The 22395-nt window shown below is 69.2% G+C and carries 17 protein-coding genes; 14 read left to right on the top strand and 3 right to left on the bottom strand.

Features of this window, described 5'->3' with window-relative positions; translation table 11 throughout:
* Positions 1-198 precede the first annotated feature (198 nt).
* From BKH28_RS10290 to BKH28_RS10280, 3 genes are all read left to right on the top strand, one after another.
* The gene (locus tag BKH28_RS10290; protein ID WP_075418709.1) at positions 199-3798 is read left to right on the top strand and encodes a UrvD/REP family ATP-dependent DNA helicase; all 3600 of its coding nucleotides are present in this window, start codon (positions 199-201) and stop codon (positions 3796-3798) included.
* A complete protein-coding gene (locus BKH28_RS10285) occupies positions 3795-7265 on the top strand; it encodes an ATP-dependent DNA helicase (RefSeq protein ID WP_075418708.1) in 3471 nt (1156 codons plus the stop codon). The genes BKH28_RS10290 and BKH28_RS10285 overlap by 4 nt, the downstream gene beginning before the upstream one ends.
* 104 nt (positions 7266-7369) lie before the next feature.
* Positions 7370-8101: a hypothetical protein gene (locus tag BKH28_RS10280; protein ID WP_075418707.1), complete on the top strand. Its 732-nt coding sequence runs from the start codon at positions 7370-7372 to the stop codon at positions 8099-8101.
* Between the two features lie 25 nt (positions 8102-8126).
* Here the strand turns inward: BKH28_RS10280 and BKH28_RS10275 are convergent, their stop codons facing one another.
* Positions 8127-9437, bottom strand: coding sequence for a phosphotransferase (locus tag BKH28_RS10275; protein WP_075418706.1), 1311 nt, complete (start codon positions 9435-9437; stop codon positions 8127-8129).
* A 286-nt stretch (positions 9438-9723) separates the two neighbouring features.
* On the opposite strand from BKH28_RS10275, the gene BKH28_RS10270 reads away from it, so the two are divergent.
* The 7 genes from BKH28_RS10270 to BKH28_RS10240 all read left to right on the top strand — a co-directional run bounded on the left by BKH28_RS10270 (position 9724) and on the right by BKH28_RS10240 (position 14625).
* The gene (locus tag BKH28_RS10270; RefSeq protein ID WP_075418705.1) at positions 9724-10974 is read left to right on the top strand and encodes a CpaF family protein; all 1251 of its coding nucleotides are present in this window, start codon (positions 9724-9726) and stop codon (positions 10972-10974) included.
* Positions 10974-11825 carry a type II secretion system F family protein gene (locus tag BKH28_RS10265; RefSeq protein WP_075418704.1) on the top strand — a complete coding sequence of 284 codons (852 nt, stop codon included), beginning with the start codon at positions 10974-10976 and terminating at the stop codon, positions 11823-11825. Before BKH28_RS10270 ends, BKH28_RS10265 begins: the two co-directional genes overlap by 1 nt.
* The gene (locus tag BKH28_RS10260; protein WP_075418703.1) at positions 11822-12775 is read left to right on the top strand and encodes a type II secretion system F family protein; all 954 of its coding nucleotides are present in this window, start codon (positions 11822-11824) and stop codon (positions 12773-12775) included. Before BKH28_RS10265 ends, BKH28_RS10260 begins: the two co-directional genes overlap by 4 nt.
* Before the next feature lie 86 nt (positions 12776-12861).
* Positions 12862-13092, top strand: coding sequence for a hypothetical protein (locus BKH28_RS10255; protein WP_075418702.1), 231 nt, complete (start codon positions 12862-12864; stop codon positions 13090-13092).
* On the top strand, positions 13082-13555 hold the full coding sequence (locus tag BKH28_RS10250; protein ID WP_075418701.1) for a TadE/TadG family type IV pilus assembly protein: 474 nt from the start codon (positions 13082-13084) through the stop codon (positions 13553-13555). The genes BKH28_RS10255 and BKH28_RS10250 overlap by 11 nt, the downstream gene beginning before the upstream one ends.
* A gap of 153 nt (positions 13556-13708) precedes the next feature.
* Complete coding sequence (locus BKH28_RS10245) at positions 13709-14122, top strand: hypothetical protein (RefSeq protein WP_075418700.1); 414 nt, start codon at positions 13709-13711, stop codon at positions 14120-14122.
* On the top strand, positions 14119-14625 hold the full coding sequence (locus tag BKH28_RS10240) for a glycosyltransferase (RefSeq protein ID WP_075418699.1): 507 nt from the start codon (positions 14119-14121) through the stop codon (positions 14623-14625). The genes BKH28_RS10245 and BKH28_RS10240 overlap by 4 nt, the downstream gene beginning before the upstream one ends.
* 66 nt (positions 14626-14691) lie before the next feature.
* Here the strand turns inward: BKH28_RS10240 and BKH28_RS10235 are convergent, their stop codons facing one another.
* Positions 14692-15045 (bottom strand): CBU_0592 family membrane protein, encoded by a 354-nt coding sequence (locus BKH28_RS10235; RefSeq protein WP_075418698.1) that lies wholly within the window; start codon positions 15043-15045, stop codon positions 14692-14694.
* A gap of 72 nt (positions 15046-15117) precedes the next feature.
* Between BKH28_RS10235 and BKH28_RS10230 the strand changes: the two genes are divergently transcribed.
* From BKH28_RS10230 to BKH28_RS10220, 3 genes are all read left to right on the top strand, one after another.
* The gene (locus BKH28_RS10230) at positions 15118-16029 is read left to right on the top strand and encodes a LysR family transcriptional regulator (protein WP_075418697.1); all 912 of its coding nucleotides are present in this window, start codon (positions 15118-15120) and stop codon (positions 16027-16029) included.
* Positions 16030-16117: 88 nt separating this feature from the next.
* On the top strand, positions 16118-17239 hold the full coding sequence (gene prfB / locus BKH28_RS10225; protein WP_075418696.1) for a peptide chain release factor 2: 1122 nt from the start codon (positions 16118-16120) through the stop codon (positions 17237-17239).
* 243 nt (positions 17240-17482) lie between these two features.
* Positions 17483-18322 (top strand): CPBP family intramembrane glutamic endopeptidase, encoded by an 840-nt coding sequence (locus tag BKH28_RS10220; protein ID WP_075418695.1) that lies wholly within the window; start codon positions 17483-17485, stop codon positions 18320-18322.
* On the opposite strand, the gene BKH28_RS10215 is transcribed toward BKH28_RS10220, so the two are convergent.
* A complete protein-coding gene (locus BKH28_RS10215) occupies positions 18261-20333 on the bottom strand; it encodes a methylated-DNA--[protein]-cysteine S-methyltransferase (protein ID WP_256695743.1) in 2073 nt (690 codons plus the stop codon). The genes BKH28_RS10220 and BKH28_RS10215 overlap by 62 nt on opposite strands.
* A 318-nt stretch (positions 20334-20651) precedes the next feature.
* On the opposite strand from BKH28_RS10215, the gene ettA reads away from it, so the two are divergent.
* Positions 20652-22334, top strand: coding sequence for an energy-dependent translational throttle protein EttA (ettA, locus tag BKH28_RS10210; protein WP_075418693.1), 1683 nt, complete (start codon positions 20652-20654; stop codon positions 22332-22334).
* Positions 22335-22395 lie beyond the last annotated feature (61 nt).

The raw sequence follows: 22395 nt of genomic DNA, 5'->3' as shown, positions 1-22395 counted from the left end.
ATCGGGGGAGAGGGGCGTGAACCTGCCATGATCCTAGAGGGGCCCCGGCCGCACCAGCCCTTTGAGCGCCTCAGGAGCCGCGCCGTTTCGCGCCACGCGGAACATGAGTCGTCGGTTCTCCTGGGTTCTGGGTCCGCAACCGGTGACGATCCGTTAACGGTGCGCGTTCCTGTCAGCGGCCCGTGGTGAGATGGTCCCATGCCCCAGGATCCCGTCCGTCTCCTTCCGCCCACCGAGGTGGCCGAGCTGCCCGCCGCCGACGCCGATGGGCAACGGGTCCTGGATCGCGTGGCCGAGGGCTCCAACGTCGTCGTCCTGGGGGCTCCCGGGACGGGTAAGACCTCTCTGGCCCTCCGGCTGTTGGCTGAGGCGGTCGCCGGCGGCCGGGATGCCGTCCTGCTCGCCCCCACCCGTGCGCGGGCCGACTGGCTGCGTGGCCGAGCAGCCCACCTGCTGCGTGAGGGCCATGGCGACGGCGTCGTACGAGTGCGCACTCCCGCGGCCCTCGCCCTGACGATCCTGACCACCTCCTTGACCATGCGGCCAGACCCGCTGCCGCCCCCGGTTCTTCTGGCCGGGGCGGAGGAGGACTCCGCCCTGGCCTCGATGATCAGTACCGTCACCTGGCCGGGGCTGCCCACCGAGGCAACCGGGTCGCGGGCATTCCGCTCCGAGCTGCGCAACCTCCTGGCGCGCGCCGGAGAGCTCGGCGTCAATGCCGACGAGCTGGCCGACCTGGGACGCCGGCTCGATGTCCCCATCTGGGGGCCCTCGTCCCAGCTCCTGCGCACCTGGGACGCGCAGGGCCGGGCCAGCGCTGAGCGCAGGGCCCAGACCCGCAAGATGGACACGGCTCGTCTCCAGGACCGAGCCGTGGAAGCCCTGAGCTCCTGGGACTCCGACGCCGTCACGGCCCCTCGCCCCGTCCCGGACCTCGTCCTCGTGGACGACTATCAGGACTGCACGGCCGCCACCGCCAGGCTCCTGACGGCCCTGGCCACCCCGGATCCCGATGGGCGTCGGGCGCAGATCGTGGTGCTGGGAGACCCCGACGTCGCGGTGGAGACCTTCCGCGGCGGCACCCCCAGCCTGCTCATTGAGGCCGAGGACCGCTCAGGGCTCGGAGCCACCCGCCTGCGGCTGACCACCTGCTACCGAGGCAACCCGGCCATCACGGCGGTGGTCGCCGACCAGAGCGCCCGGGTCCCGGTGACCGGCACGACGGCCCACCGGCAGACGACTCCGGCCTCCCGATCCGCGGCGAGGCCTTCCTCCGATGCGACCGGTGACGAGCGCCCGGCGGCAGCAGCCGGCGTCGAGGTGATCCTGGCCTCCTCCACCTGGCAGGAACATGCCCACGTCGCCCGGGCACTCAGGCTCGAGCACGTCCACCACGGCACCGCTTGGTCTCAGATGGCGGTCATCGTTCGCAGCGCCGCCGACGCCGAGACACTCGCCAGGGATCTGCGCAGACGAGGTGTGCCCCTGGCCTCCCGTACGCCCGCGGTACTGCTGCGCGCGGAACCGGCCGCGGCTGCGCTCCTGGACATCGTGCGTGCCGCCATCCGCGACCAGCTGGGTGGGCACGGTGAACCGCCTCAGCGTGACGCCGCCCTCAACCTCCTCGCCAGCCCCCTGGTGGGGCTGACCACCATGGACCTGCGCCGACTGCGCCGCAGACTGCGCCAGGACCCGGAGGCCACAGCTACCCGCGTCAGCGGGACCGAGACCGGCGAGCTCAGCGCCCGTGCCGAGCCCACCGTCGGGACCGGGACTCGAACCGGTGCCGACGCCGCCCTCCTGACCCTGCTGGCCGACACCGAGCAGGCATCCGCCTTCGCCCGGTCCCTCGACGGGGAGCCGCTGAGTACCCAGGCGGACCGGCTCCTCACCGCGGCCCGGATCATTGCGGCTCTGCGCACTGCCACCGGGGAAACGCCTGCAGACGCCCCTCGCGATGTCGAGGCCCTGCTCTGGGCCGCCTGGAACGCCTCTGACCGGGCCGAGGCCTGGCGGGCCACCGCCCTGCTGCCCTCCGCAAGCTCCGTGCGATCACTCCTGTCCGAGGCCGCCGAGCACGACCTCGACGTCGTGACGGCCCTGTTCAAACGGGCCGAGGTCTGGGCCGAGCGCCATCCGGGCCAGGACGCCTCCAGCTTCCTGGCCGAGCTCGACGCCGAGGTCCTGCCCTCGGACTCCGTCGCCCCCCAGGGCCGGCGCCCGGAGGGCGTCGCCGTCATGACCCCGGCGCGTTGCGCGGGCCAGGAGTGGGAGCTCGTCGTGGTCGCCGGGCTGGAACGGGACCGCTGGCCCGACCTGCGCCTGAGGGACTCCCTGACCCGCACCGGCCTCCTCGTCGACGCCGTCACCGGACGCCTGACAGCAGGCACCAACGCCCCGGGGGACGGGACCGGCGGCAGCGGCGCCATCGCCGCCGCCCGGGCACAGGTGCGCGCCGACGAGCGCCGCATGCTCATCATGGCCCTGTCCCGCGCCACCAGGCGCCTCCTACTGACGGCCACCGCCGACGCCGAGCACGCCCCCTCGCCCTTCCTGACCGAGATCGCCCACAGTGCCGGGATCTCCCTGACCGACGCCGACGGAGCCCCCCTCCTGAGCCCCGACACCGGGGACCTCACCCTGCGCGGCCTGGTGGGGGAGCTGCGCCACGCCGCCATCTGCGGGAACCTCGAGGGGGCCACCGACACCGAACGCCGGCGCGGCCGGGTCGCTGTCGACCTGCTGGCCGACCTCGCCCGCCAAGGCGTATCCGGTGCCGATCCCGCCACCTGGATCGGCGCGGCCGGCCCCACCTCCCACACCCCCCTCGTCGCCCAGGGGGAACGGATACGGGTCAGCCCCTCCGACGTCGAGGGTCTGGCCGCCTGCCCGCTCAAGTGGTTCCTGACCCGCAACGGCGGATCGGCGCCCGCCAGCGACGCCCAGGCCCTGGGCAGCCTCGTCCACGAGATCGCCGAACGGGCGGAGAGCGAGCACCTGCGCGGTCCCGCTCTGCGAGAGGCCTTCGAGGAACGCCTGACCGACCTGGGCTACCCCGCCACGTGGCAGGGGGGTCTGGCCACAGACCGTGCTCGTGCCATGATCGAGCGCCTCGACGCCTACCTGAGTGACTGCGACGCCCTGGGCGTGCGTGCCGACGTCGAGCAGCCCGTCCGTGCCGACGTGGACATCCCCCTGCGCGTCCTCAGCCCGGAGGTCCGCGAGTTGGCCGGCCTCCGCATGCCGGTGGAAGGGGGTGACGCCGTCCCGGTCAGGATCTCCGGGCGTATCGACCGTCTCGAGCGCCCCGGCGGCCGCACGGGAGACGACCCGGACGACCCCGCCGGTATCGGCCGGAACGGCACAGTGCGCGTCATCGACCTCAAGACCGGGCAGCGCGTCCCCAAGGACGTCCAGCGCCACCCCCAGCTGGCCACCTACCGGTTGGCCCTGAGCGCGCAAGGTCTCGACGTCGTCGGCGGAGCCCTCGTGCTCCTGGGCAAGGAGCCCTCCAAACGTTCAGGAGACGGCTACGTCCTGGCTCCGCCGGGCGCCGCCCTCGACCCCAGCCCCGCAACCACCGAAGCCACGGACGAGCCCACGGAGAAGGTGGGGGACAGTGAAGCGAACGGTGCTGCCCGGAGCCGTGAGGAGTACTGGGCCGAGGACCTCGTGGCCTCAGCAGCCGTGGCCGGAGTGGGCCCCGTGATCGAGGCCCGCACCGGTGAGCACTGCCGTACCTGCAGGGTCAAGGACTCCTGCCCCGTCCAGGTCGAGGGAAGGAGAGTCGTCTCATGACCCCCACCACTGGCTCGCGCGAGCTCACCCCGCAGGCCTTGGCGGCAGCGCTCGGCATCCACACGCCCACCCAGGAGCAGGCGCGCGTCATCGCCCACCGGCTCAGCCCCCTCCTGGTGGTCGCCGGAGCCGGCTCGGGCAAGACCGCCACCATGGCCCAGCGGGTCGTCCACCTGGTCGCCACCGGGCAGGTCCGCCCCGACCAGATCCTCGGACTGACCTTCACCCGCAAGGCCACCGCCGAGCTCGACCAGCGCGTCGCCTCCCGCCTGGCCGGGCTCAGCGCGGCCGGCCTGCTCCCATCCACCGCGCCGGATGATGACAGCGGAGCGGGCGGCGCCGCTGACGCCACCGACGTCGGCGAGCCGATGATCGCCACCTACAACTCCTTCGCCGGCACCCTGGTGCGCGACCACGGTCTGCGCATCGGCGTGGACCCCGACTCGACCCTCATCACCCAGGCCCGCTCCTGGCAGATCGTCGCCTCCCTGCTCGAGGCGCGCACACTCCCGCTGCCCAACGAGAGCCTCAGCCACAACGCGAGCGCCACCCTGGTCCTGGGCGACGCCCTGAGCCAGAACCTGCTGACCATTGAGGACGCCGCCAAGGACCTGGCCGACCTGACCGAGCAGTTCACCGCCCTGGCCGCCATCAAGGGCTGCAAGACCCTGATCGGCAAGGCTCCCGCCGTCATGGCCGAGTGGGAGGCCCTGCTCGACGTCGTCGCCGAGCTGCATGAGCACAAACGTCGCCACGGCCTGCTCGACTTCGGTGACCATATCGCCCTGGCCTGCACCATCGCCGAGTCCGTCCCCGAAGCCGCCGCCCAGGTGCGGGCCCAGTACCCCGCGGTCCTGCTCGACGAGTTCCAGGACACCTCGGTGGCCCAGGTCCGGCTCCTGTCCGCCCTCTTCGCCGACTCCGGGGTGACTGCCGTCGGCGACCCCCACCAGGCCATCTACGGGTGGCGAGGAGCGAGTGCCGGAGCGCTGGACACCTTCCACCAGCGCTTCAACCCCACCGGCACCGCGCGCCTCGACTCTGGGGCGTCACCGGCCGACGCCACCCCCGTCCTGGAGCTGTCGACCTCCTGGCGCAACGACTCCACCATCCTGGACGTCGCCAACGTCGTCTCCGGGCCCCTGCGCTCCGGCGTCGTCGAGGACGGGGACCCGGTGGGCGAGCACATCACCGTGGCCCCCTTGCGGGCCCGCCCCGCAGCCTTCGGCCTGGAGCCCGGGGCGGTGCACGGGGCATTCCTCCAGGACCCCGCCGAGGAGGCCCGCACGGTCGTCGCCTTCCTCTCCGAGCGCTGGTCTCCCAGTGCCGAGATGGCCGTCCTGTGCCGCACCCGGGCGCAGATGGATCCCATCGCCGCCGAGCTGGAGGAGGCAGGCCTGCCCTACACGATCGTCGGCCTGGGGGGGATGCTCTACGTCCCCGAGGTCGCCGACGTCCGCGCCCTGCTGACCGTGGCCTCGGACCCGGAGCGCGGGGACCGGGCGGTCAGGCTGCTGACCGGTTTCGGTATCGGCGCCAGCGACCTGCGCGCCCTGGCAACGCTGGCCCGCGAGCTCACCCGTCCCGCGCCCGAAGGCGGCCAGGAGGGACCGGGGGCTCACGGCGACCAGGTCGAGGCCGACTCCCCGCTGCTCAGCGAGGCCCTGGACACCCTGCTGCGATGGGATGAGGAAGGTGCGCAGGAAGAGGCTGCGGCGACCCGGGACCTGACCGAGGCCGGGCGGGCCGTCGCGTTGCGCACCGCCCGGGCGATCCGACGCATCCGGGAGGCCGTCTCCCTGCCTCTGCCAGACCTCGTGGCCCTGGCCGAGCAGGCACTCGACCTCGACATCGAGATCGCCGCCCGGGTCGGCCACCCGATGGGCCACCGAGCCCTCGACTCCTTCCACGAGACGGCCCGCGCCTTCGCCACGGACACCGACGCCCCCACACTCACCGGCTTCCTGGACTGGCTCGACGCCGCCGAGGAGCACGAGGACGCCATGAGCGCCCCCGAGGTCGAGCCCTCGCCCGGGGCGGTCCAGCTCCTCACCGTCCACGCCGCCAAGGGCCTGGAGTGGGATGTCATCGCCGTCCCCGGCATGGACGAGCAGGTCTTCCCCTCCTACACCAGCGCCGTCAAGGACGATCTTCGTGTCGCGGAGACCGGCTGGATGGGCAGCACCTCAACCTTCCCCTTCCCACTGCGGGCCGACGCCGGTGACCTGCCCCCTTTCACCGTCGGGGGCCTCGACCCGGCTGTCACGGACAAGCCCCTCCTGACCGAGACGATGACCGCCTACAAGGAGGCCCTCGGGCGCCAGAGCCTGCGCGAGGAGCGCCGCCTTGCCTATGTCGCCTTCACCCGGGCCCGCCACGAGCTCCTCCTGACCGGCTCCCACCTGTCCAAGACCGCCTCCAAGCCCCGCCGGCCCTCACGCTTCCTCACCGAGCTCCAGCGACGCGACCTCCTCCTTCCCTACGCGGACGGCTGGGTCGACTTCGATGAGTCCCGCCCCAACCCACTGACCGCACTGACCCAGGTGGGCACCTGGCCCCTCGACGCCACCGAAGCGGAGGCGCCGGGCAGCCGGGCCCCGGAAACCGGGGGAGAGGACGCACCGATCGCAGACCGGGTCGCCGCTGCGCGCCGGGCCCGGTACGCGGCCGCCGTCCAGGTCGCCGCGGCCATGAGCGGAACCAGCCCTGCCGAGGAGGCACCTGTGCAGGCGGATTCCGAGGACGAGACGATGCAGCGGTGGAGACTCGAGGCGGGACTCCTCCTGGCCGAGCGCTCCCGGGCCCTGAGCAGCGGACCTGCTGTCCGTCTGCCCGAGCACCTGGCCGCCACCCGCCTGGACGACCTGCGCGCCGACCGCCGGAAGTTCGCGCTCGACCTGCGACGTCCGCTTCCACCTGAGCCCCGCGCCGCCGGACGGCTCGGAACCGTCTTCCACGACGCCGTCGCCCAACGCCTGAGCGCACGCGGCACCCTGTTCGGTCTGGTACAGGCGGGCGTCCCCGACAGCCTCGGGCCCCAGGACCGGGACCGCATCGAGCGCTGGCTGGACACCGCCGAGAACCTGCCGCTCCTGGAGGGTTACGTCTTGGCCGAGACCGAGACGGACCGGGAGATCACCATCGGTGCCACCACCCTGCGCTGCCGCATGGACGCCGTCTTCCACAGTTCGGACGGGGCCGGGTGGCTCATCGTCGACTGGAAGACCGGGCGACGCCAGGTGCCGGTGGACCAGCTCAGCGTCTACGTCCATGCCTGGGCGGCCTCCCAGGGCGTGCCCACCGGCTCGGTACGCGCCGCCTACGTGTACGTCGACTATCCCGGAGGGCGCGTCGATGAGCTCACCGCCGCGGGCCTGCTCGACCTCGACCAGATCGAGTCAGCTCTGACACCGGGCTCCCCACCCGACGAGATGACACCTCTTCCCGCACCCGAGCAGCAAGGCTAACGTCAGCCTCAGGGCCGCCCGGGCTCGGCCGTTCGACCAGAGGCACGGCCGGTCCTGGCCCGGCGCACCGACTCTTCGCACCCGACGCCGCAAGGAGAACCCACATGCTGGTGACCTGGTCGATTGTCGCCTTCCTCATCAGCGCCCTGTGCTGGATCCTCGGCGACGCGCTCATCGTCGGATTCCGTCGGCCTGACCGGCACGAGCACGGCGAGTTCATCGACCTCATGGGAGACGACGCCTACGCCTTCTACACGCGCGTCAACGAGCCTCGCCTGCGATGGGGCGCGCTGGTCGCCAACTACTCCATCCCGCTCATGCTCGCCGGTCTCTATGCGCACTGGGCGCTGTTGCGCGGATCGCCGGTGGGGGTGGCGGGCGCGGTGCTGCTCGGCGTCGGGTTCAGCCTCTCGCCCCTGGCCCACGCCTCCTTCTACCCGCTCGCTCTGGCCTCGGAGCGCGCCCACACCGCCCATCAGGCGTACGTAGCCGCCAGGGCGGTGAGCAGCGGGAAGGAGGACAGCGAAGGGCCCGACCCCGCCGCCCTGGAGCACGCGCGCAGGCTCTACCGCTTCCTCATGCAAGCCTGGGGCCCCGCCATCGGGCTGACGGCGCTGGGCTGGCTCCTCGTCTGCATTGCTCTGGGCTCAGGAGCCACCGCCTTCCCTCGATGGTCGCTGCTCCTGACCCCACCGGTGCAGGCCCTCCCGTGGTACGCCCTCACCCGCCTGCCCTATCCCGGCAAGCCACTGCTGGACGGGGCCCTGTTCAACATCGTCAACCTGGTGTGGGCCATCGCCTTCCTGGCACTCATGAGCCACAACCCGCTGACCTGATCCCGGGCGAGGCGCCGACGCGGCGTCAGTCGTCCTCGTCGTCGACGCGCACCATGGCCACCGGGTTGGTGACGGCGTCGGGCTCAGCGGGTTCGCGGACCCCGGGTACCGGCGCCAGTCGGGGTGTGGCCGGCTCCACCAGCGGGGCGTCGCCCACCTGGGCGGCCAGGTCCTCCAGCATCGCGACCGCGTCGTTGATGACCGGCTTGTCCCCGGTTCTCACTCCGTGCAGCAGCCAGCGCGCCAGGCTGAGCTCGCTGACCAGCTCGGCCCGCTCACGCAGGTGCCGGTCGACGCCCTCGGAGCGGGCGATGTCGTAGGCATCCTCAATGGAGTCCAGGCAGTCCACCGGTGCCGAGGAGTACACCCAGGCCAGGTCCTCGGCCGGGTCTCCCACATGCGCCTGGGACCAGCCCCGCACGGCGACCACCGTGCCGCCGGCCACCAGGACGTTCTCCTCGGCGAGGTCGCCGTGGACCACGGTGGGGCGGAAGCGCCACAGGGCGGTGTCCTCCAGCGCCTGCTCCCAGCGCCCCAGCAGCGCTGGCGGGGTCCTGCCCGTTGCGGCGGTGTCGTCCAGCAGGCTCAGCCAGCGCCGACGCACCTCCTCGGCGTCGTAGACCGGCATGCCCGCCTCGGAGATCACCGTCATGGCCAGCTCGTGGATCTCACCGAGCGCCTTGCCCAGGCCCGCCGACATCCCCGGCCCCGGTCGAAGCGTCTCCACCGGGATCGGCTTGCCCTCCACATGGGAGCGGACCTGGATATGGGCGTCCTTCTGCCGCAGGGACCCGGCGACGCGAGGAACATCGAAGGAGAGCCGTCCGTCGTCGACGACCCGGCCGATGCGGCGCAGCACCTCGGCCTCGGCCTCCAAGGAGGCGCCTACGGCATCGGTACGGGCCTCATGGACCTCCCAGTGCCGGCCCTGGGTGTCGATGACGCCGATGATGTGCCGCTCGGGGGTCTCGGACTGCGGAAGCGCCAGCCGAGTCGGGTTGAGGCCGCCGACGGCGACGCTCGCCATCGCGGCCAGGGACAGCGCGGAGTGATGGGGGCGGGGAGCCTCGGCGACCTGGGGCGCCGAGGCCCGCTGGCCGCCCCGCGCAGGGCCGGATGACGCCCCGGGCAGCGGAGCGACGACGACGGGGGCGCGATAGTCGTCGTCATAGCCGGCGTCCTGGTCATCGGGGGGACCGCTGTGCTCACTGCGGTCGTCGGCAGCTTGAGCCGCAGCACGCTCGACGTCGGAGGTCGCCTCGTCGGTGAGGCTGTCGATACCGCCGTCGACATCAGTGGTGCCGGGGGCGTCCGGGGACTGCGGAGGCTGTGACATGGTCCAACCGTAGGCGACAGGTCCTATATCTCGCAGGACAGCCGCGCCCGTCCGCTGGCGGCAAACGTCCGCGGCCGTGGGAGGCGGCTTGAGGAATACGCCATGAGGTCGAAGTTATCCACAGGTTCTGCGGAGGTGGTGGCCATGGAGCGACCAGGTGCCCTAAAGTTTATCCGTGACACTGGTCACCGACCGGCCGGTGTGTCACGGTTCAACGCAGAACCCCTGGTCGGTCCTCGCTCATCCTGACTCATCCCTTCACCCAACATCCACGCTGAGAGGCATCATGGACGCTGCCGATCTTCTCCTGACGGAGATTCGCGAGCTGGTGCGCGCTCGCGGCATCGACCCCCTCAAGGACGCCTCCGACCTCGAGCAGCTCATCACCGAGGCCGAGGAGGACTATCTGCGCCGTTCCGACGCCGGACTCGTCCCGCCGCTCATCGATCCTCCGGGGGCGCGCTCCCACGTGCTGGACTCCATGGCGGGGCTGGGACCGCTCCAGAGCTACCTCGATGACGAGTCCATTGAGGAGATCTGGGTCAATGCCCCCGGCCGCGTGTTCGTCGCCCGCTCCGGACGCCCCGAGCTGACCACCACGATCCTGGAGAGCGAGGACCTCACTGTTCTGGTCGAGCGGATGCTGCGGGCCTCCGGGCGCCGCCTGGACCTGTCCAGCCCCTTCGTCGACGCCCAGCTCGCCGGGGGACAGCGGCTGCACGTCGTCATCCCGCCCATCACCTCCCAGCACTGGGCGGTCAACATTCGCAAGCACACCTCCCGTGCCTCACGCACCAGCGACCTCGTACGCATGGGGTCTCTGACCAGCCAGGTCGCCGCCTTCCTGGACGCCTCCGTACAGGCCGGCCTCAACATCCTGGTCTCGGGTGCCACCCAGGCCGGCAAGACCACGATGGTGAGGGCGCTGGCCGGAGCGATCCCGGGCGCGCAGCGGGTCATCTCCTGCGAGGAGGTCTTCGAGCTCGCTCTGCGCAACCGGGACTGCGTGGCGATGCAGACCCGGCCGCCCAACCTCGAGGGTGTCGGAGAGATCAGTCTGCGGCGCCTGGTCAAGGAGGCCCTGCGCATGCGTCCCGACCGACTCCTCATCGGAGAGGTCCGTGAGGCCGAGGCTCTTGATCTGCTCATCGCCATGAACTCCGGTCTTCCTTCGATGTGCACCATCCACGCCAACTCTGCTCGGGAGGCCGTCATCAAGATCTGTACGCTCCCGCTGCTAGCGGGGGAGAACGTCTCGAGCGACTTCGTGGTCCCCACCGTCGCCAGCGCCATCGACCTGGTCGTCCACCTCGACCTGGATCGCAGCGGGCGCCGCACCGTCCGAGAGGTCGCGGCCCTGTCCGGTCGGGTCGAGAACGGCATCATCGAGCTCTCCAACGTCTTCCACCGCGACCCCGCCGGCAACCTCGTACGGGGAGCCGGAGCGCCCGACGCCGCCGAGCGCTTCAACCGGGCCGGTCATGACCTGACCGCCTTGCTCAACGCCCGCCCCGCCAATGCCCAGGAGGCCTACTGATGGGCGCCGTCGCCGGGCTCCTGGCCGGAGTCGGGATGCTCCTCATCTGGATGGCCTGCACCTCCGACCCGCCCCAGTGGCGGTCGAGGCGCTCCCGTCTCCTGGCCGACATCCTGGTCCAGGCCGGCGCCGGCCGCACCAGCCCCACGATGTTCGTCCTGGGCTCGATCGGTCTTGGGCTGCTCATCGGCCTGGTCTTTCTGGGAATGTCTCGGGCCTGGCCGGTGGCCCTCGCCTTCGCCGCCATCTTCACGTCCATCCCCTTCCTCATCATCTCCTCGCGAGCGCGTAACCGCCGTACCCGACTGCGCGAGGTGTGGCCCGAGGCTGTCGACACCCTCGTCTCCGGCGTTCGCGCGGGCATGAGCCTGCCGGAGGCGCTGACCAACCTCGGCGAGCGCGGACCGGAGGCCGTCCGCCCCCAGTTCCGGGCCTTCGCCGCCGACTACGCCGCCTCCGCCCGCTTCGACAGCTCCCTGGACCGGCTCAAGGCCCGTTTCGCCGACCCTGTCGCCGACCGGATCGTTGAGGCTCTGCGCCTGGCTCATGAGGTCGGTGGCACCGACCTGGGGACGCTGCTGCGCTCCCTGTCGCAGATGCTGCGTGAGGACATGCGCACCCGAGGGGAGCTCGAGGCGCGCCAGTCCTGGACCGTCAACGGTGCCAAGGTCGCGGTCGCCGCCCCGTGGCTGGTCCTGGCGCTGCTGTCCACCCGGCCCCAAGCGGCGGCGGCCTATGCCACTACCGCCGGAGCCATCATTCTCCTGGTCGGCGCCGTCGTATCGGTCATCGCCTACCGGCTCATGCTGCGCCTGGGACGGCTCCCCGAGGAGGAGAGGACACTGCGATGAGCCCCATGAACGCAATGCTCACCGGAGGACTCGCCGGGCTGGTGGGGGCCGTGGGCGTCCTGAGTGTCATCTCAGCCCTCCGCCGGCGCCGGCCCACACTCATGGCCCGCCTGGAGCCCTACGTCCACCGCCGGCCCACGACCTCCGGCCTCCTGACCGCTCCGGCGGGGCCGGCCTCGGACGGCAGCACCGTCGTTGGTCTGCTCATGACCTCCACGGCAGGTGCTCTCAGTCTCGGCAGGCTGATGGACTCCCTGGGGTCGTCGGCCGACTCGGTCCGGCGGCGCCTGACGCGGTCGGGCTCACCACTGGGGGTCGACCAGTTCCGGCTTCAGCAGGTCCTGTGGTCGACGACGGCGCTCCTGCTCGTCCTGGCCTCCGGAGGCCTGGTGGCCCTGGTCCGGGCCGTCAACGTGCCCGGGCTCGTTCTCCTGTGCCTCATGGCGACGGTGGCCGGGGCCGCTGCGCGTGACTGGTGGCTCAGCCGGGCAGTGGCGAAGCGGCTGTCACGGATCGAGGCGCAGCTGCCCGACGTCGTCGAGCTCCTCGCCCTGGCGGTGGGGGCCGGCCAGGGCCCGGTACCGGCCATCGAGCGCATCGTCGCTCTTGGCCACGGAGACCTCATCGACGAGCTGGGCACCACTCTGACCGACATCCGGTCCGGCACGGTCCTGTCCACCGCCCTGGACCGTATGGAGCGGCGAGTCGGCTCTGTCCACGTCACCCGGCTGTGCGAGGCGATCGTCGTGGCCCTTGAACGCGGTACACCACTGGCGGACGTCCTGCGTTCCCAGGCCACCGATGTGCGTGAGGCGGCGCGCCAGGACCTCATGGAGGAGGGCGGCAGACGTGAGATCGCCCAGATGGTCCCCGTGGTCTTCCTCGTCCTGCCCATCACCGTTGTCTTCGCCCTCTTCCCGGGGCTGTTCGTCCTCAGGCTGGGGGTGTGAGTGTCACTGTCGCCCTCCTGCGCCTCCAGAACCTGACCATCCATCATCCTCTCGCTCAGATTCCCCCCCGACAGCAAGGAGCAGTCATGAAGCGCCTCATCCCTCCCTCGTTTCGCCCTTCTCAACACGGTTCCCGGTCATGGCGTGCCGCCGGTGCGGCCCGGATCGATCTGCGCGATGAGCGTGGTGACGTCCCCGGCTGGGTCCTGGTGACCCTCATGACCGCCGGTCTCGTGGTGGCACTGTGGACGGTGGCCGGCAGCGCGTTGACCGAGGTCTTCCTCAACGCCATTGCGAAGGTGACCGGTGCGATCTGAACGAGCCCCTCGCCGAGGCGCGTTCCCGCGGGGCGGTTGCGCACCGCGTCGGCTGGTCCCCAACCGCCTCAGCGCGCAGAACGACTCGGGCTCGGCCGTCGTTGATTTCGTCATGGTCGGTGCGCTCGTCATCACCGTGTTCGTGGCGCTCATCCAGGTCGTCCTGGGGGTCTACGCCCGCAACGTCCTCACCGATGCCGCAGGCGACGGCGCCCGTCGAGCCGCTCTGGTCGGGGGCACGGAGGCCGAGGCGCGCCAACGGGTGCAGGTTCTGTCCGACGCCGCCCTGAGGCGCGGCTACGTGGACACCGTCACCGTCTCGCGGGTCCCCTCGGGTGAGCTGATGATCGTCGAGGTGACGGTGACCGCTCCCTTTCCGGTCCTGGGGCTCTTCGGACCCGGAGGGACGCTAAGGGCCACCGGGCACGCAGTCGATGAGTCCTCCTTGATTCGGGAGAAGTGAGTGCGGGTGATGTCCATGACCGGTTCACGGCGTCGCGGGCGCGGTGCCGTGTCGCGGTTGCCCAGGGTGATCCCGGACTTCGTGACAGCCGGGCAGCCTGTCAGCCGGCGCCGAGAGGCCCTGAGGGCAGGTGGCCGGAGCTTCCGGCGGCTCGTGATCCGGGAGGAGGGCAACGCGATCGTCGAGTTCATCGGGTGGAGTGCCGTCCTGGTGGTGCCTGTGCTCTACCTGGTGGTCACGCTCGCTCAGATCCAGGCCACGACCTTCGCCGTCGCCTCGGCGGCTGACGCCGCCAGTCGGGTCCTGGAGGTCGATGACTCGCCCTCCGCGATGGATAACGCGCGGTTGGCGATGCAGCTGTCCCTGTCCGATCAGGGCGTCGACGCCGATCCCTCCGGCTCCCTATCGGTGAACTGTGCTCACGGCTGCGCCCGGGGGCAGCCGGCGACGGTCAAGGTCTCAGCCGGTGTGGACCTTCCGGGCTTCGCCTCGCTGGGGATCGGTCGCGACGTCGTCGTCGTGGACACTGAGCGCTCCATCACCCTGCCGGGCAAGGAGGAGCAGTGAACAGGGCGACCGGCCCCAGAACCGCTCAGCGGCGGGCCCGCGCCTTGGTGCATCGGTTACGCCGCGAGGAGGACGGGCAGACGCTTCTTCTGGGAGTCGGACTCATCTGCGTCGTCCTCGCGCTGCTGTTCGTCGCTGCCTCGGCGACCGCCGTCTACCTCGACCTCAAAACCCTCACATCGCTGGCGGACTCGGCCGCGGCCGCGGGAGCAGACAGCATGGATGCACACCCCTACTACGGGGGCGGCGCCACGGATACCGTACCGGGAGCCCTTACCGACATGGGGGTGAGAGGCAAGGCGGCCGAGGACCTGTCCGCCCAGCCGGCAGCCGCCAGGTTGGAGGGGATCACGATGATCAGTGCCCGAGCCGCCGACAGCCGGACCGCTGTGGTGACGCTGCAGGCTCGTTCCCGGCCGCCCTTCCTGCCCTGGGGGATCCTTCCGGCAGAGGGTTTCACCATCACCGCCACTGGCTCGGCCCGGATGACGACGACGCAGTGAGCCCACAGGGCTCACTGCGTCGAAAAGGGCAGGTGGAAGGTGAAGTGGGGAAGGAGGCCTGTGCCCTCAGGCCTGCTCGACGAAGCCTGCTGAGACCACGGAGGAGCGTCGGCGCGGGTGCATCCGGGACCACAGCTCCTCCTTCTGCCGGCGCGAGAGCTGGGCGATGTAGGCCCGCTTCACCGTGAACAGGATGTTGAGACCCACCAGGAGGTAGAAGGCGTTGGCGATGACGCTGGGCCAGGCCCCGGAGCTCGCACAGTTGATCGTCAGCAGCACGGAGCCGGTGATGTTGAGGGCCTGGTACTTGAGTGAATCGCCTGCGATCGTGCCCTTGGAGACCAAGAAGTAGGCCACGAGGAGCTCAGCGGCACCGATCCAGCCGCCGATAGAGATGAGGGAGGAGAGCACGTCGTTCACGAGGACGATTCTTAGACACCCCCGGATGAAGGTCAATCACATCTATCTGCATAAGGGATGTAGATTTACTTCATGCAGGTATTGCCTCAGAGACTCTCGGTTCTATTGGCCGTCCACCGAGCCGGAGGGGTCGTCGCAGCGGCAGATTTCCTTCATATAACGCCGTCGGCCGTCTCCCAGCAGATTCGTCTCCTGGAACGCGAGTGCGGCGCCCGGGTCCTGGACCGCACACCCGCCGGAGCCGTGCTCACGGCGGCCGGGAAGGTTCTGGCGGACGCTGCCGAGCGCATCGAGGACGAGCTGACCACCGTGCGCCGTGAGCTGGCGGACCTGGACGACTCCATCCCCTCCGGCGTGGTGCGTGTCGGGGGCTTCGCCTCCGCCGTCCGCGCGCTGCTTCTGCCGCTCCTGAGCTCCCTGGCGACCACCAGCCCGGAGCTGGAGGTGATCGTCGAGGAGGTCGAGGAGCGCAACGCCTTGTCCCGGCTGCGTCGGGGCGAGCTCGACATGGTCCTCATCGAGCGCGACGAGCACACGCTTCCCGCGGCGCCTCGGGGCATGACTGACATTCCATTACTGGACGAGTCCTGGCTCGTCGTCGTGCCGGCTGAGCAGGCGGCCCCCTCGACCTTGGCGGACCTGGCGCGTGCCACCTGGATCGATCTGGCCCCGGAGACCGCCGGCGCCTTCGCCCTGGACCGTCTGGAGCGTCAGCTGGGGGTGCCGTTGACGATGCGGCATGTCGCCTACGACTACGACGTCGTCCTGGCCATGGTCGGTCAGGGCCTGGGGTGCGCGCTCCTGCCCGAGCTGGCCGTCTACTCCGGACTCGTCCCCGATGAGGTCAGCGTGGTGCGCCTCCCCGGGCTGGGCGTGCGTCAGCTGGTGGTGCGCCACCGTTCGACCCGCACCGAGCCGGGTCCCGCGACACGCGCTGTGCTCGAGGCTCTGCTCGCCCAGGCCCAGGGCATTGAGCTGGGGTGACGGTCAACGGTGGTGTCGTCGATCCGTCTGAGCGGGCCGAGCCCGCCCTGACGGCGCCCCTCGCACGTTCTGCCGTAGACTTCCCTCCGTGGCCACTGACTTCTCCTCCGAGATCGAACGACTCCGACACACCTACGCCTCCATTGCCGCGGTGACCGACCCCGAGGCCCTGCGCTCCCGCATTGCCGAGCTCTCCGAGCAGGCGTCCGCCCCGGACCTGTGGGACGACCCCGACTCCGCCCAGGTGGTCACATCCGCGCTGTCCCACGCCCAGGCCGACCTCAAGCGGGTCGAGAGCCTGGGGGAGCGCATCGAGGACCTCGAGGCGATGGTCGAGCTCGCCGGTGAAGAGGAGGGGGAGGACGCCGCCGAGATCCTCGCCGAGGCCGAAGCCGACCTGTCAGCTATCAGCAAGGACCTTTCCGACCTGGAGATCCGCACGCTGCTGAGCGGCGAGTACGACCCGCGCGACGCCGTCGTCACCATCCGCTCGGGCGCCGGCGGTGTGGATGCAGCTGATTTCGCAGAGATGCTCCTGCGCATGTACACCCGCTGGGCCGAGCGGCACGAGTACTCCGTCAAGGTCCTCAACACCTCCTACGCCGAGGAGGCGGGCCTGAAGTCGGTCACCTTCGAGGTTCACGCCCCGTACGCCTACGGGACCCTGAGTGTCGAGGGCGGGACGCACCGCCTGGTGCGCATCAGCCCCTTCGACAACCAGGGCCGCCGCCAGACCTCCTTCGCCGCCGTCGAGGTCATCCCTCTCATCGAGTCCACCGACCACATCGACATCCCCGAGACCGACATCCGCATCGACGTCTTCCGCTCCTCGGGACCCGGCGGGCAGAGCGTCAACACCACCGACTCCGCCGTGCGCATCACCCACCTGCCCACGGGGCTGGTGGTTTCCATGCAGGATGAGAAGTCCCAGATCCAGAACCGCGCCGCCGCCATGCGCGTTCTCCAGTCGCGCCTGCTTCTGCTCAAGCAGCAGGAGGAGGACGCCAAGAAGAAGGAGCTCGCCGGGGACGTCAAGGCCTCCTGGGGGGACCAGATGCGCTCCTACGTCCTCAACCCCTACCAGATGGTCAAGGACCTGCGGACCAACTTCGAGGTCGGTAACCCCGACTCGGTGTTCGACGGCGACATCGACGGCTTCATCGACGCCGGCATCCGCTGGCGCAAGCAGCAGGAGACCGCAGAGGACTGAGCGGCTCGCTTCATTAGAAGCGTCACCGGAGTCAGGGATCCCCCGGAGGGATCCCTGATTTCTTTTCCACGCGCCCCTGATTCCTTCAAGGTTCGATTGAGGGCACAAAATATGAGGCGTACCGTGAATTTTATGAGCGCATCACATGAAAAACCTCGGTCGGTGGAAGTATCATCAACATTCTCGTCTCTCGAGTCCTCGGATCTCAGTGGGGATCGATCGGATCAAGGTCATCACCTCACTGTGGGCGGCAAGGTTCTGCGCATCGTGATTGCCTTTGTGATGATGTTCGCCTGCGCGCTCGCTCCGCCTTTACTGAAGCAGATTCCTGTCATCCACTCTTTTGCTCTCGCACATGAGAATCCCGATGATCTCGTGGAGTCATTCGCGGTGGGGGCGTGTGTGTTGCTGATCTATGGGGCGGCGGTGGTGGTCGCTCTTACCCTGTGTTATGTCTTGGGTCGCACGCTTGACCGAGGCCGGCATGTCAGTATGGGCCTGCGCATCGACAGACGTGCGATGCTTTGGCTGGCAGGGATGATTCTGGCTGCGCTCGTCGTAGACCTTGTGGTGGCCAGCATGCTTCAAGTGTTCGGGTTTGCCGGTGGCGACCAGTCGGTACCCCAGAGTCCACTGTGGCTCGCGATCGTCGAGTCCTTCTCCATAGCCTTCCTTCTTCAGGGAATTCCTGAGGAGGTGATTTGGAGAGGCTGGCTCTTCTCCTCATTGGGTGAGGCGCGTTTCGCAGCAGTGTCCAGCGTTCTCGGATTCACCGTTCTTCATCTCTTGTCCCAAGGAGGTCAGCAGAATCTTCTCGAGCACCTCACGTATCTCGCTCCACCGTGCGGATTTGCGGTGACAGCATTGATTGTTCGAACGATCTCCGGGTCGACCTGGGCGGCCATCGGCGTGCACGGGGGATTTCATGTGGCGAACGACTTGTTGTCGGATCGGTTGCATCTCCCCGTTGGGTCGATCACCTGGGTGCTCCAAGGTTTGATCTGGGTCGCGGTCGGTCTCCTCATTCTCGTGTTCCACCGCCGTCGTCAGCGGCTGGCGGCGTTAACAGACCGGACACGTTGACCCCCTCCATCTCCAGGAGCCGTTCCTTGCGGTCAACCCCTCCCGCGTAACCGCGCAGGCTCCCGTCGGAGGCGAGCACACGGTGGCACGGCACGATGAGAACGATCGGATTGCGCCCGACCGCGCCACCCACGGCCTGGGCGGACATCTGCTTCCGGCCGGTGCGGCGCGCAACGTCGGCGGCGATGCGGGCATAGGTGCTGGTGGCGCCGAAGGGGATGGACAGCATGATGGAGGTGACCGTCTTTTTGAAGTCGGAGCCCTCGATGCTGATCGGCGGAGTGAAACCCGGGTCAGCACCCCCGAAGTATGCGTCGAGCCACTGGGCCGTCTGTGTGAAAACAGGTAGACGGGGCTGGAGTACCGCGTCGTCGTCGATCGTCGAGCGGTCGTACTTCTGACCGTCGAACCACAGGCCCGTGAGGTGCTCGCCATCGCTGGCCATGGTCATGGCGCCAAGGGGTGACTCGTAATGGCTGAGGTAGTGCATCTCTTCCTTCTTCTCGTTCCGCTTCTTGCTCTTGGTGGCGTGTTCGGACGCTGATTCTGCCTCTGCCCGGTTCCACAGGTGCATGACGGCGTAGGCCCGCCACGGTTTCCAACATTCAGCCAGGGTGAGGATCTTCCCCGGGGGCGGGGTTCCCAGCGCCTTTCTGACCTCCAGGTCGGTGGCGAGGAATGCATCGGGCCAGGCCAGGCAGCGCATGGCGATATAATTGGCGGTCCAGGCTCCAATGCCCGGGATCTCCATGAACCGAGTAACTGCGGCTTCAGGGTCGGGGCAGCAGGAGGCGTCGATGATGCCAGAACTCATCATCGCGGCCAGGCCGTGAATAGCCCGTGCCCGGGCAGCAATGATGCCGAGCGGTCCTAGATGCTGCTCGATCGCACCGTCGAGGTTGAGGAGCTCCTGAACCATGGGGAAGGTCGTGGTCAGTCCGTCGATTCCGGTGTCCAGGGGTGAGCCGAGGGCCTGGACGAGCCGACCGGCCAGTGTCCTGGCCGCCTGGATCGTGACCTGCTGACCCAGGACCGCGAGGACAGCGGTTTCGAAGGCGTCGAAGCAGCCCGGCACACGTGTGCCCGGGATGAATGGTCCGAGCGTGGAGTCGTCCATGCTTGTGAGTGCGCGAGCCACGGTATCGGGCTCGCAGTGGAGATCGAACAGATTCTTGATCCCGTCCAGCACCACCGGTAATGCGGACAGCAGTGAGGCGGAGACGGTTACCGCCAGCCGATTGTGCTCAGAGTCGTTGCCCACGGCCACCCAGCCGGTGAGATCACGTCCTGAGGAGCGCAGGCGGATCGTCCTGGCGTAACGATCGTCTTCGACCTTCTCGACGCCGGGGATGGCTCTGCGTGCCAGGAACTTCAGCATGAGGTCCCAACGGTATGGGGGACGGTACCCCAGACTGAGCTGGACGGTGTCACCGTCGGCCCTGTTGAGCCGTGCTTGGCTGCGCAAAGCGGTGGGCGTCAGCCGGTAGCGACGTCGGAACACCTCGTTGAAGCGGCGCAGGCTGCCGAACCCCGCGGAGTAGGCCACGTCCACCACAGATAGGTCCGTGTCGGTCAGAAGACTCTTGGCCAGCAGAAGTCTGCAGGTCTGGCGGTACTCCACGGGACGCACGTGATAAGCGTCCTCGAAGACACGGCGCAGGTGGCGGTTGGAGCAGCCCAGATGACGGGCGATGTCCGTCAGGCTTCCCTGAACACCACAGTTCCTCTCGATGTACCGTGCTGCGGCGCGAGCTAGTGACGCTGAGGAGTCCACGGGGGCGTACCCGGGTGCCAGCTCGGGCCGGCACAGCAGGCAGGGGCGGAAACCCGCCTGTTCGGCCTCGGCTGCCGTGGCGTAGAAGGAGCAGTTGACCGCAAGCGGTTTCCGCGCCCGGCACACTGGGCGGCAATAGACACCGGTCGTTGCGACCCCAACGAAGAACCGTCCGTCGAATCGGGTGTCCTTGGCCAACAGGGCCTTATACAGCGATTCGTTGTCCAAATCCGGCATGATCCTCCTCAGAAACGTTCCAAGCATGGCATCGGGGTCTGAAGGAGTCCGGCCGTTTTCGGACATTGATGTCCAGCCGTTGACGCGCTTCTGGTTTAGGCGGCACTGTCTCCTCCCGGTTCGCCGGCGAGTGGTCCGAGAACATGAGCGTCCTCAGCGGGGAGCCGTGGATCCGCGTGCACCGTCTCACCTCCGCCGTCGTCGCCATTGCTCCAGGGCTCCCTTAGGCTTGGCCACGGTGCGCACGGAGGGGACCGGTCGGTCGCCGTCGTCGCGCAGAACCTCCGCTCACACCCTGACGAAAGGCGCATACGAGCAGTGGCTGAGTACATCTACCAGATGATCAAGGCGCGCAAGGCCCACGGCGACAAGGTCATCCTCGACGACGTCACCATGGCCTTCCTCCCCGGAGCCAAGATCGGCATGGTCGGCCCCAACGGTGCCGGCAAGTCCTCCATCCTCAAGATCATGGCCGGCATCGACCAGCCCTCCAACGGCGAGGCCCGCCTGACTCCCGGCTACAGCGTCGGCATCCTCCTTCAGGAGCCCCCGCTCAACGAGGACAAGACCGTTCTGGGCAACGTCGAGGAGGGCGTTGCCGAGATCAAGTCCAAGCTGGACCGCTACAACGAGATCAGCGCCGCCATGGCGGACCCGGACGCCGACTTCGACGCCCTCATGGCGGAGATGGGTACTCTCCAGGACGCCCTGGACGCCGCCAACGCCTGGGACCTCGACTCCCAGCTGGAGCAGGCCATGGACGCCCTGCGCTGCCCCCCGCCGGACGCCGAGGTCAAGAACCTCTCCGGTGGTGAGCGCCGCCGCGTCGCCCTGTGCAAGCTGCTCCTCGAGGCCCCGGACCTCCTTCTCCTGGACGAGCCCACCAACCACCTCGACGCCGAGTCAGTTCTCTGGCTCGAGCAGCACCTGGCCAGCTACCAGGGTGCCGTCATCGCCGTCACCCACGACCGCTACTTCCTCGACCACGTCGCCCAGTGGATCGCCGAGGTTGACCGCGGCCACCTCTACCCCTACGAGGGCAACTACTCCACCTACCTGGAGACCAAGGAGAAGCGCCTCGAGGTCCAGGGCAAGAAGGACGCCAAGCTCGCCAAGCGCCTCAAGGAGGAGCTCGAGTGGGTGCGCTCCTCGGCCAAGGGACGCCAGGCCAAGTCCAAGGCCCGTCTGGCCCGCTACGAGGAGATGGCCGCCGAGGCCGAGCGCACCCGCAAGCTCGACTTCGAGGAGATCCAGATCCCGCCGGGGCCCCGACTGGGCAACCAGGTCCTGGAGGCCACCAACCTCAACAAGGGCTTCGACGGGCGCACCCTCATCGACGGGCTCTCCTTCACCCTGCCGCGCAACGGCATCGTCGGGGTCGTCGGCCCCAACGGCGTTGGGAAGTCCACCCTGTTCAAGACCATCGTGGGCCTGGAGCCGCTCGACGGCGGAGACCTCAAGATCGGCCAGACCGTCAAGCTCTCCTACGTCGACCAGTCCCGCGCCGGTATCGACCCCAAGAAGACCCTCTGGGAGGTCGTCTCCGACGGGCTGGACTACATTCAGGTCGGCAACGTGGAGATGCCCTCGCGCGCCTACGTCGCCTCCTTCGGCTTCAAGGGAGCAGACCAGCAGAAGCCGGCCGGCGTGCTCTCCGGCGGTGAGCGCAACCGCCTCAACCTGGCCCTGACCCTCAAGCAGGGCGGCAACCTCATCCTCCTGGATGAGCCCACCAACGACCTCGATGTCGAGACCCTGGGGTCCCTGGAGAACGCCCTGCTGGAGTTCCCCGGCTGCGCCGTGGTCATCACCCACGACCGCTGGTTCCTCGACCGCGTGGCCACCCACATCCTGGCCTGGGAGGGAACTGACGAGAACCCGGCCAGCTGGTACTGGTTCGAGGGGAACTTCGCCTCCTACGAGGAGAACAAGGTCGAGCGCCTCGGCCCCGAGGCGGCCCGCCCCCACCGGGTCACCTACCGGAAGCTGACCCGCGACTGAACCCTGAGCGATCGAGCTCCGGCTCGAGCCGCCATCTCAGACGGATATGCCATTCCCACAG

The organism is Actinomyces oris, from assembly GCF_001937665.1.
GTDB lineage: Bacteria > Actinomycetota > Actinomycetes > Actinomycetales > Actinomycetaceae > Actinomyces > Actinomyces stomatis.
Note: the sequence above shows the minus strand (reverse complement) of the source record. Positions and strands in the feature narration are given on the sequence as shown.

Bases quoted from the DNA above. Each gene is read 5' to 3' on its own strand.
- BKH28_RS10290 (WP_075418709.1), top strand. From the start codon at position 199: ATGCCCCAGGATCCCGTCCGTCTCCTTCCGCCCACCGAGGTGGCCGAG.
- BKH28_RS10275 (WP_075418706.1), bottom strand. From the start codon at position 9,437: ATGTCACAGCCTCCGCAGTCCCCGGACGCCCCCGGCACCACTGATGTC.
- BKH28_RS10260 (WP_075418703.1), top strand. From the start codon at position 11,822: ATGAGCCCCATGAACGCAATGCTCACCGGAGGACTCGCCGGGCTGGTG.
- BKH28_RS10265 (WP_075418704.1), top strand. From the start codon at position 10,974: ATGGGCGCCGTCGCCGGGCTCCTGGCCGGAGTCGGGATGCTCCTCATC.
- BKH28_RS10215 (WP_256695743.1), bottom strand. From the start codon at position 20,333: ATGCCGGATTTGGACAACGAATCGCTGTATAAGGCCCTGTTGGCCAAG.
- BKH28_RS10270 (WP_075418705.1), top strand. From the start codon at position 9,724: ATGGACGCTGCCGATCTTCTCCTGACGGAGATTCGCGAGCTGGTGCGC.
- BKH28_RS10255 (WP_075418702.1), top strand. From the start codon at position 12,862: ATGAAGCGCCTCATCCCTCCCTCGTTTCGCCCTTCTCAACACGGTTCC.
- BKH28_RS10230 (WP_075418697.1), top strand. From the start codon at position 15,118: ATGCAGGTATTGCCTCAGAGACTCTCGGTTCTATTGGCCGTCCACCGA.
- BKH28_RS10285 (WP_075418708.1), top strand. From the start codon at position 3,795: ATGACCCCCACCACTGGCTCGCGCGAGCTCACCCCGCAGGCCTTGGCG.
- BKH28_RS10280 (WP_075418707.1), top strand. From the start codon at position 7,370: ATGCTGGTGACCTGGTCGATTGTCGCCTTCCTCATCAGCGCCCTGTGC.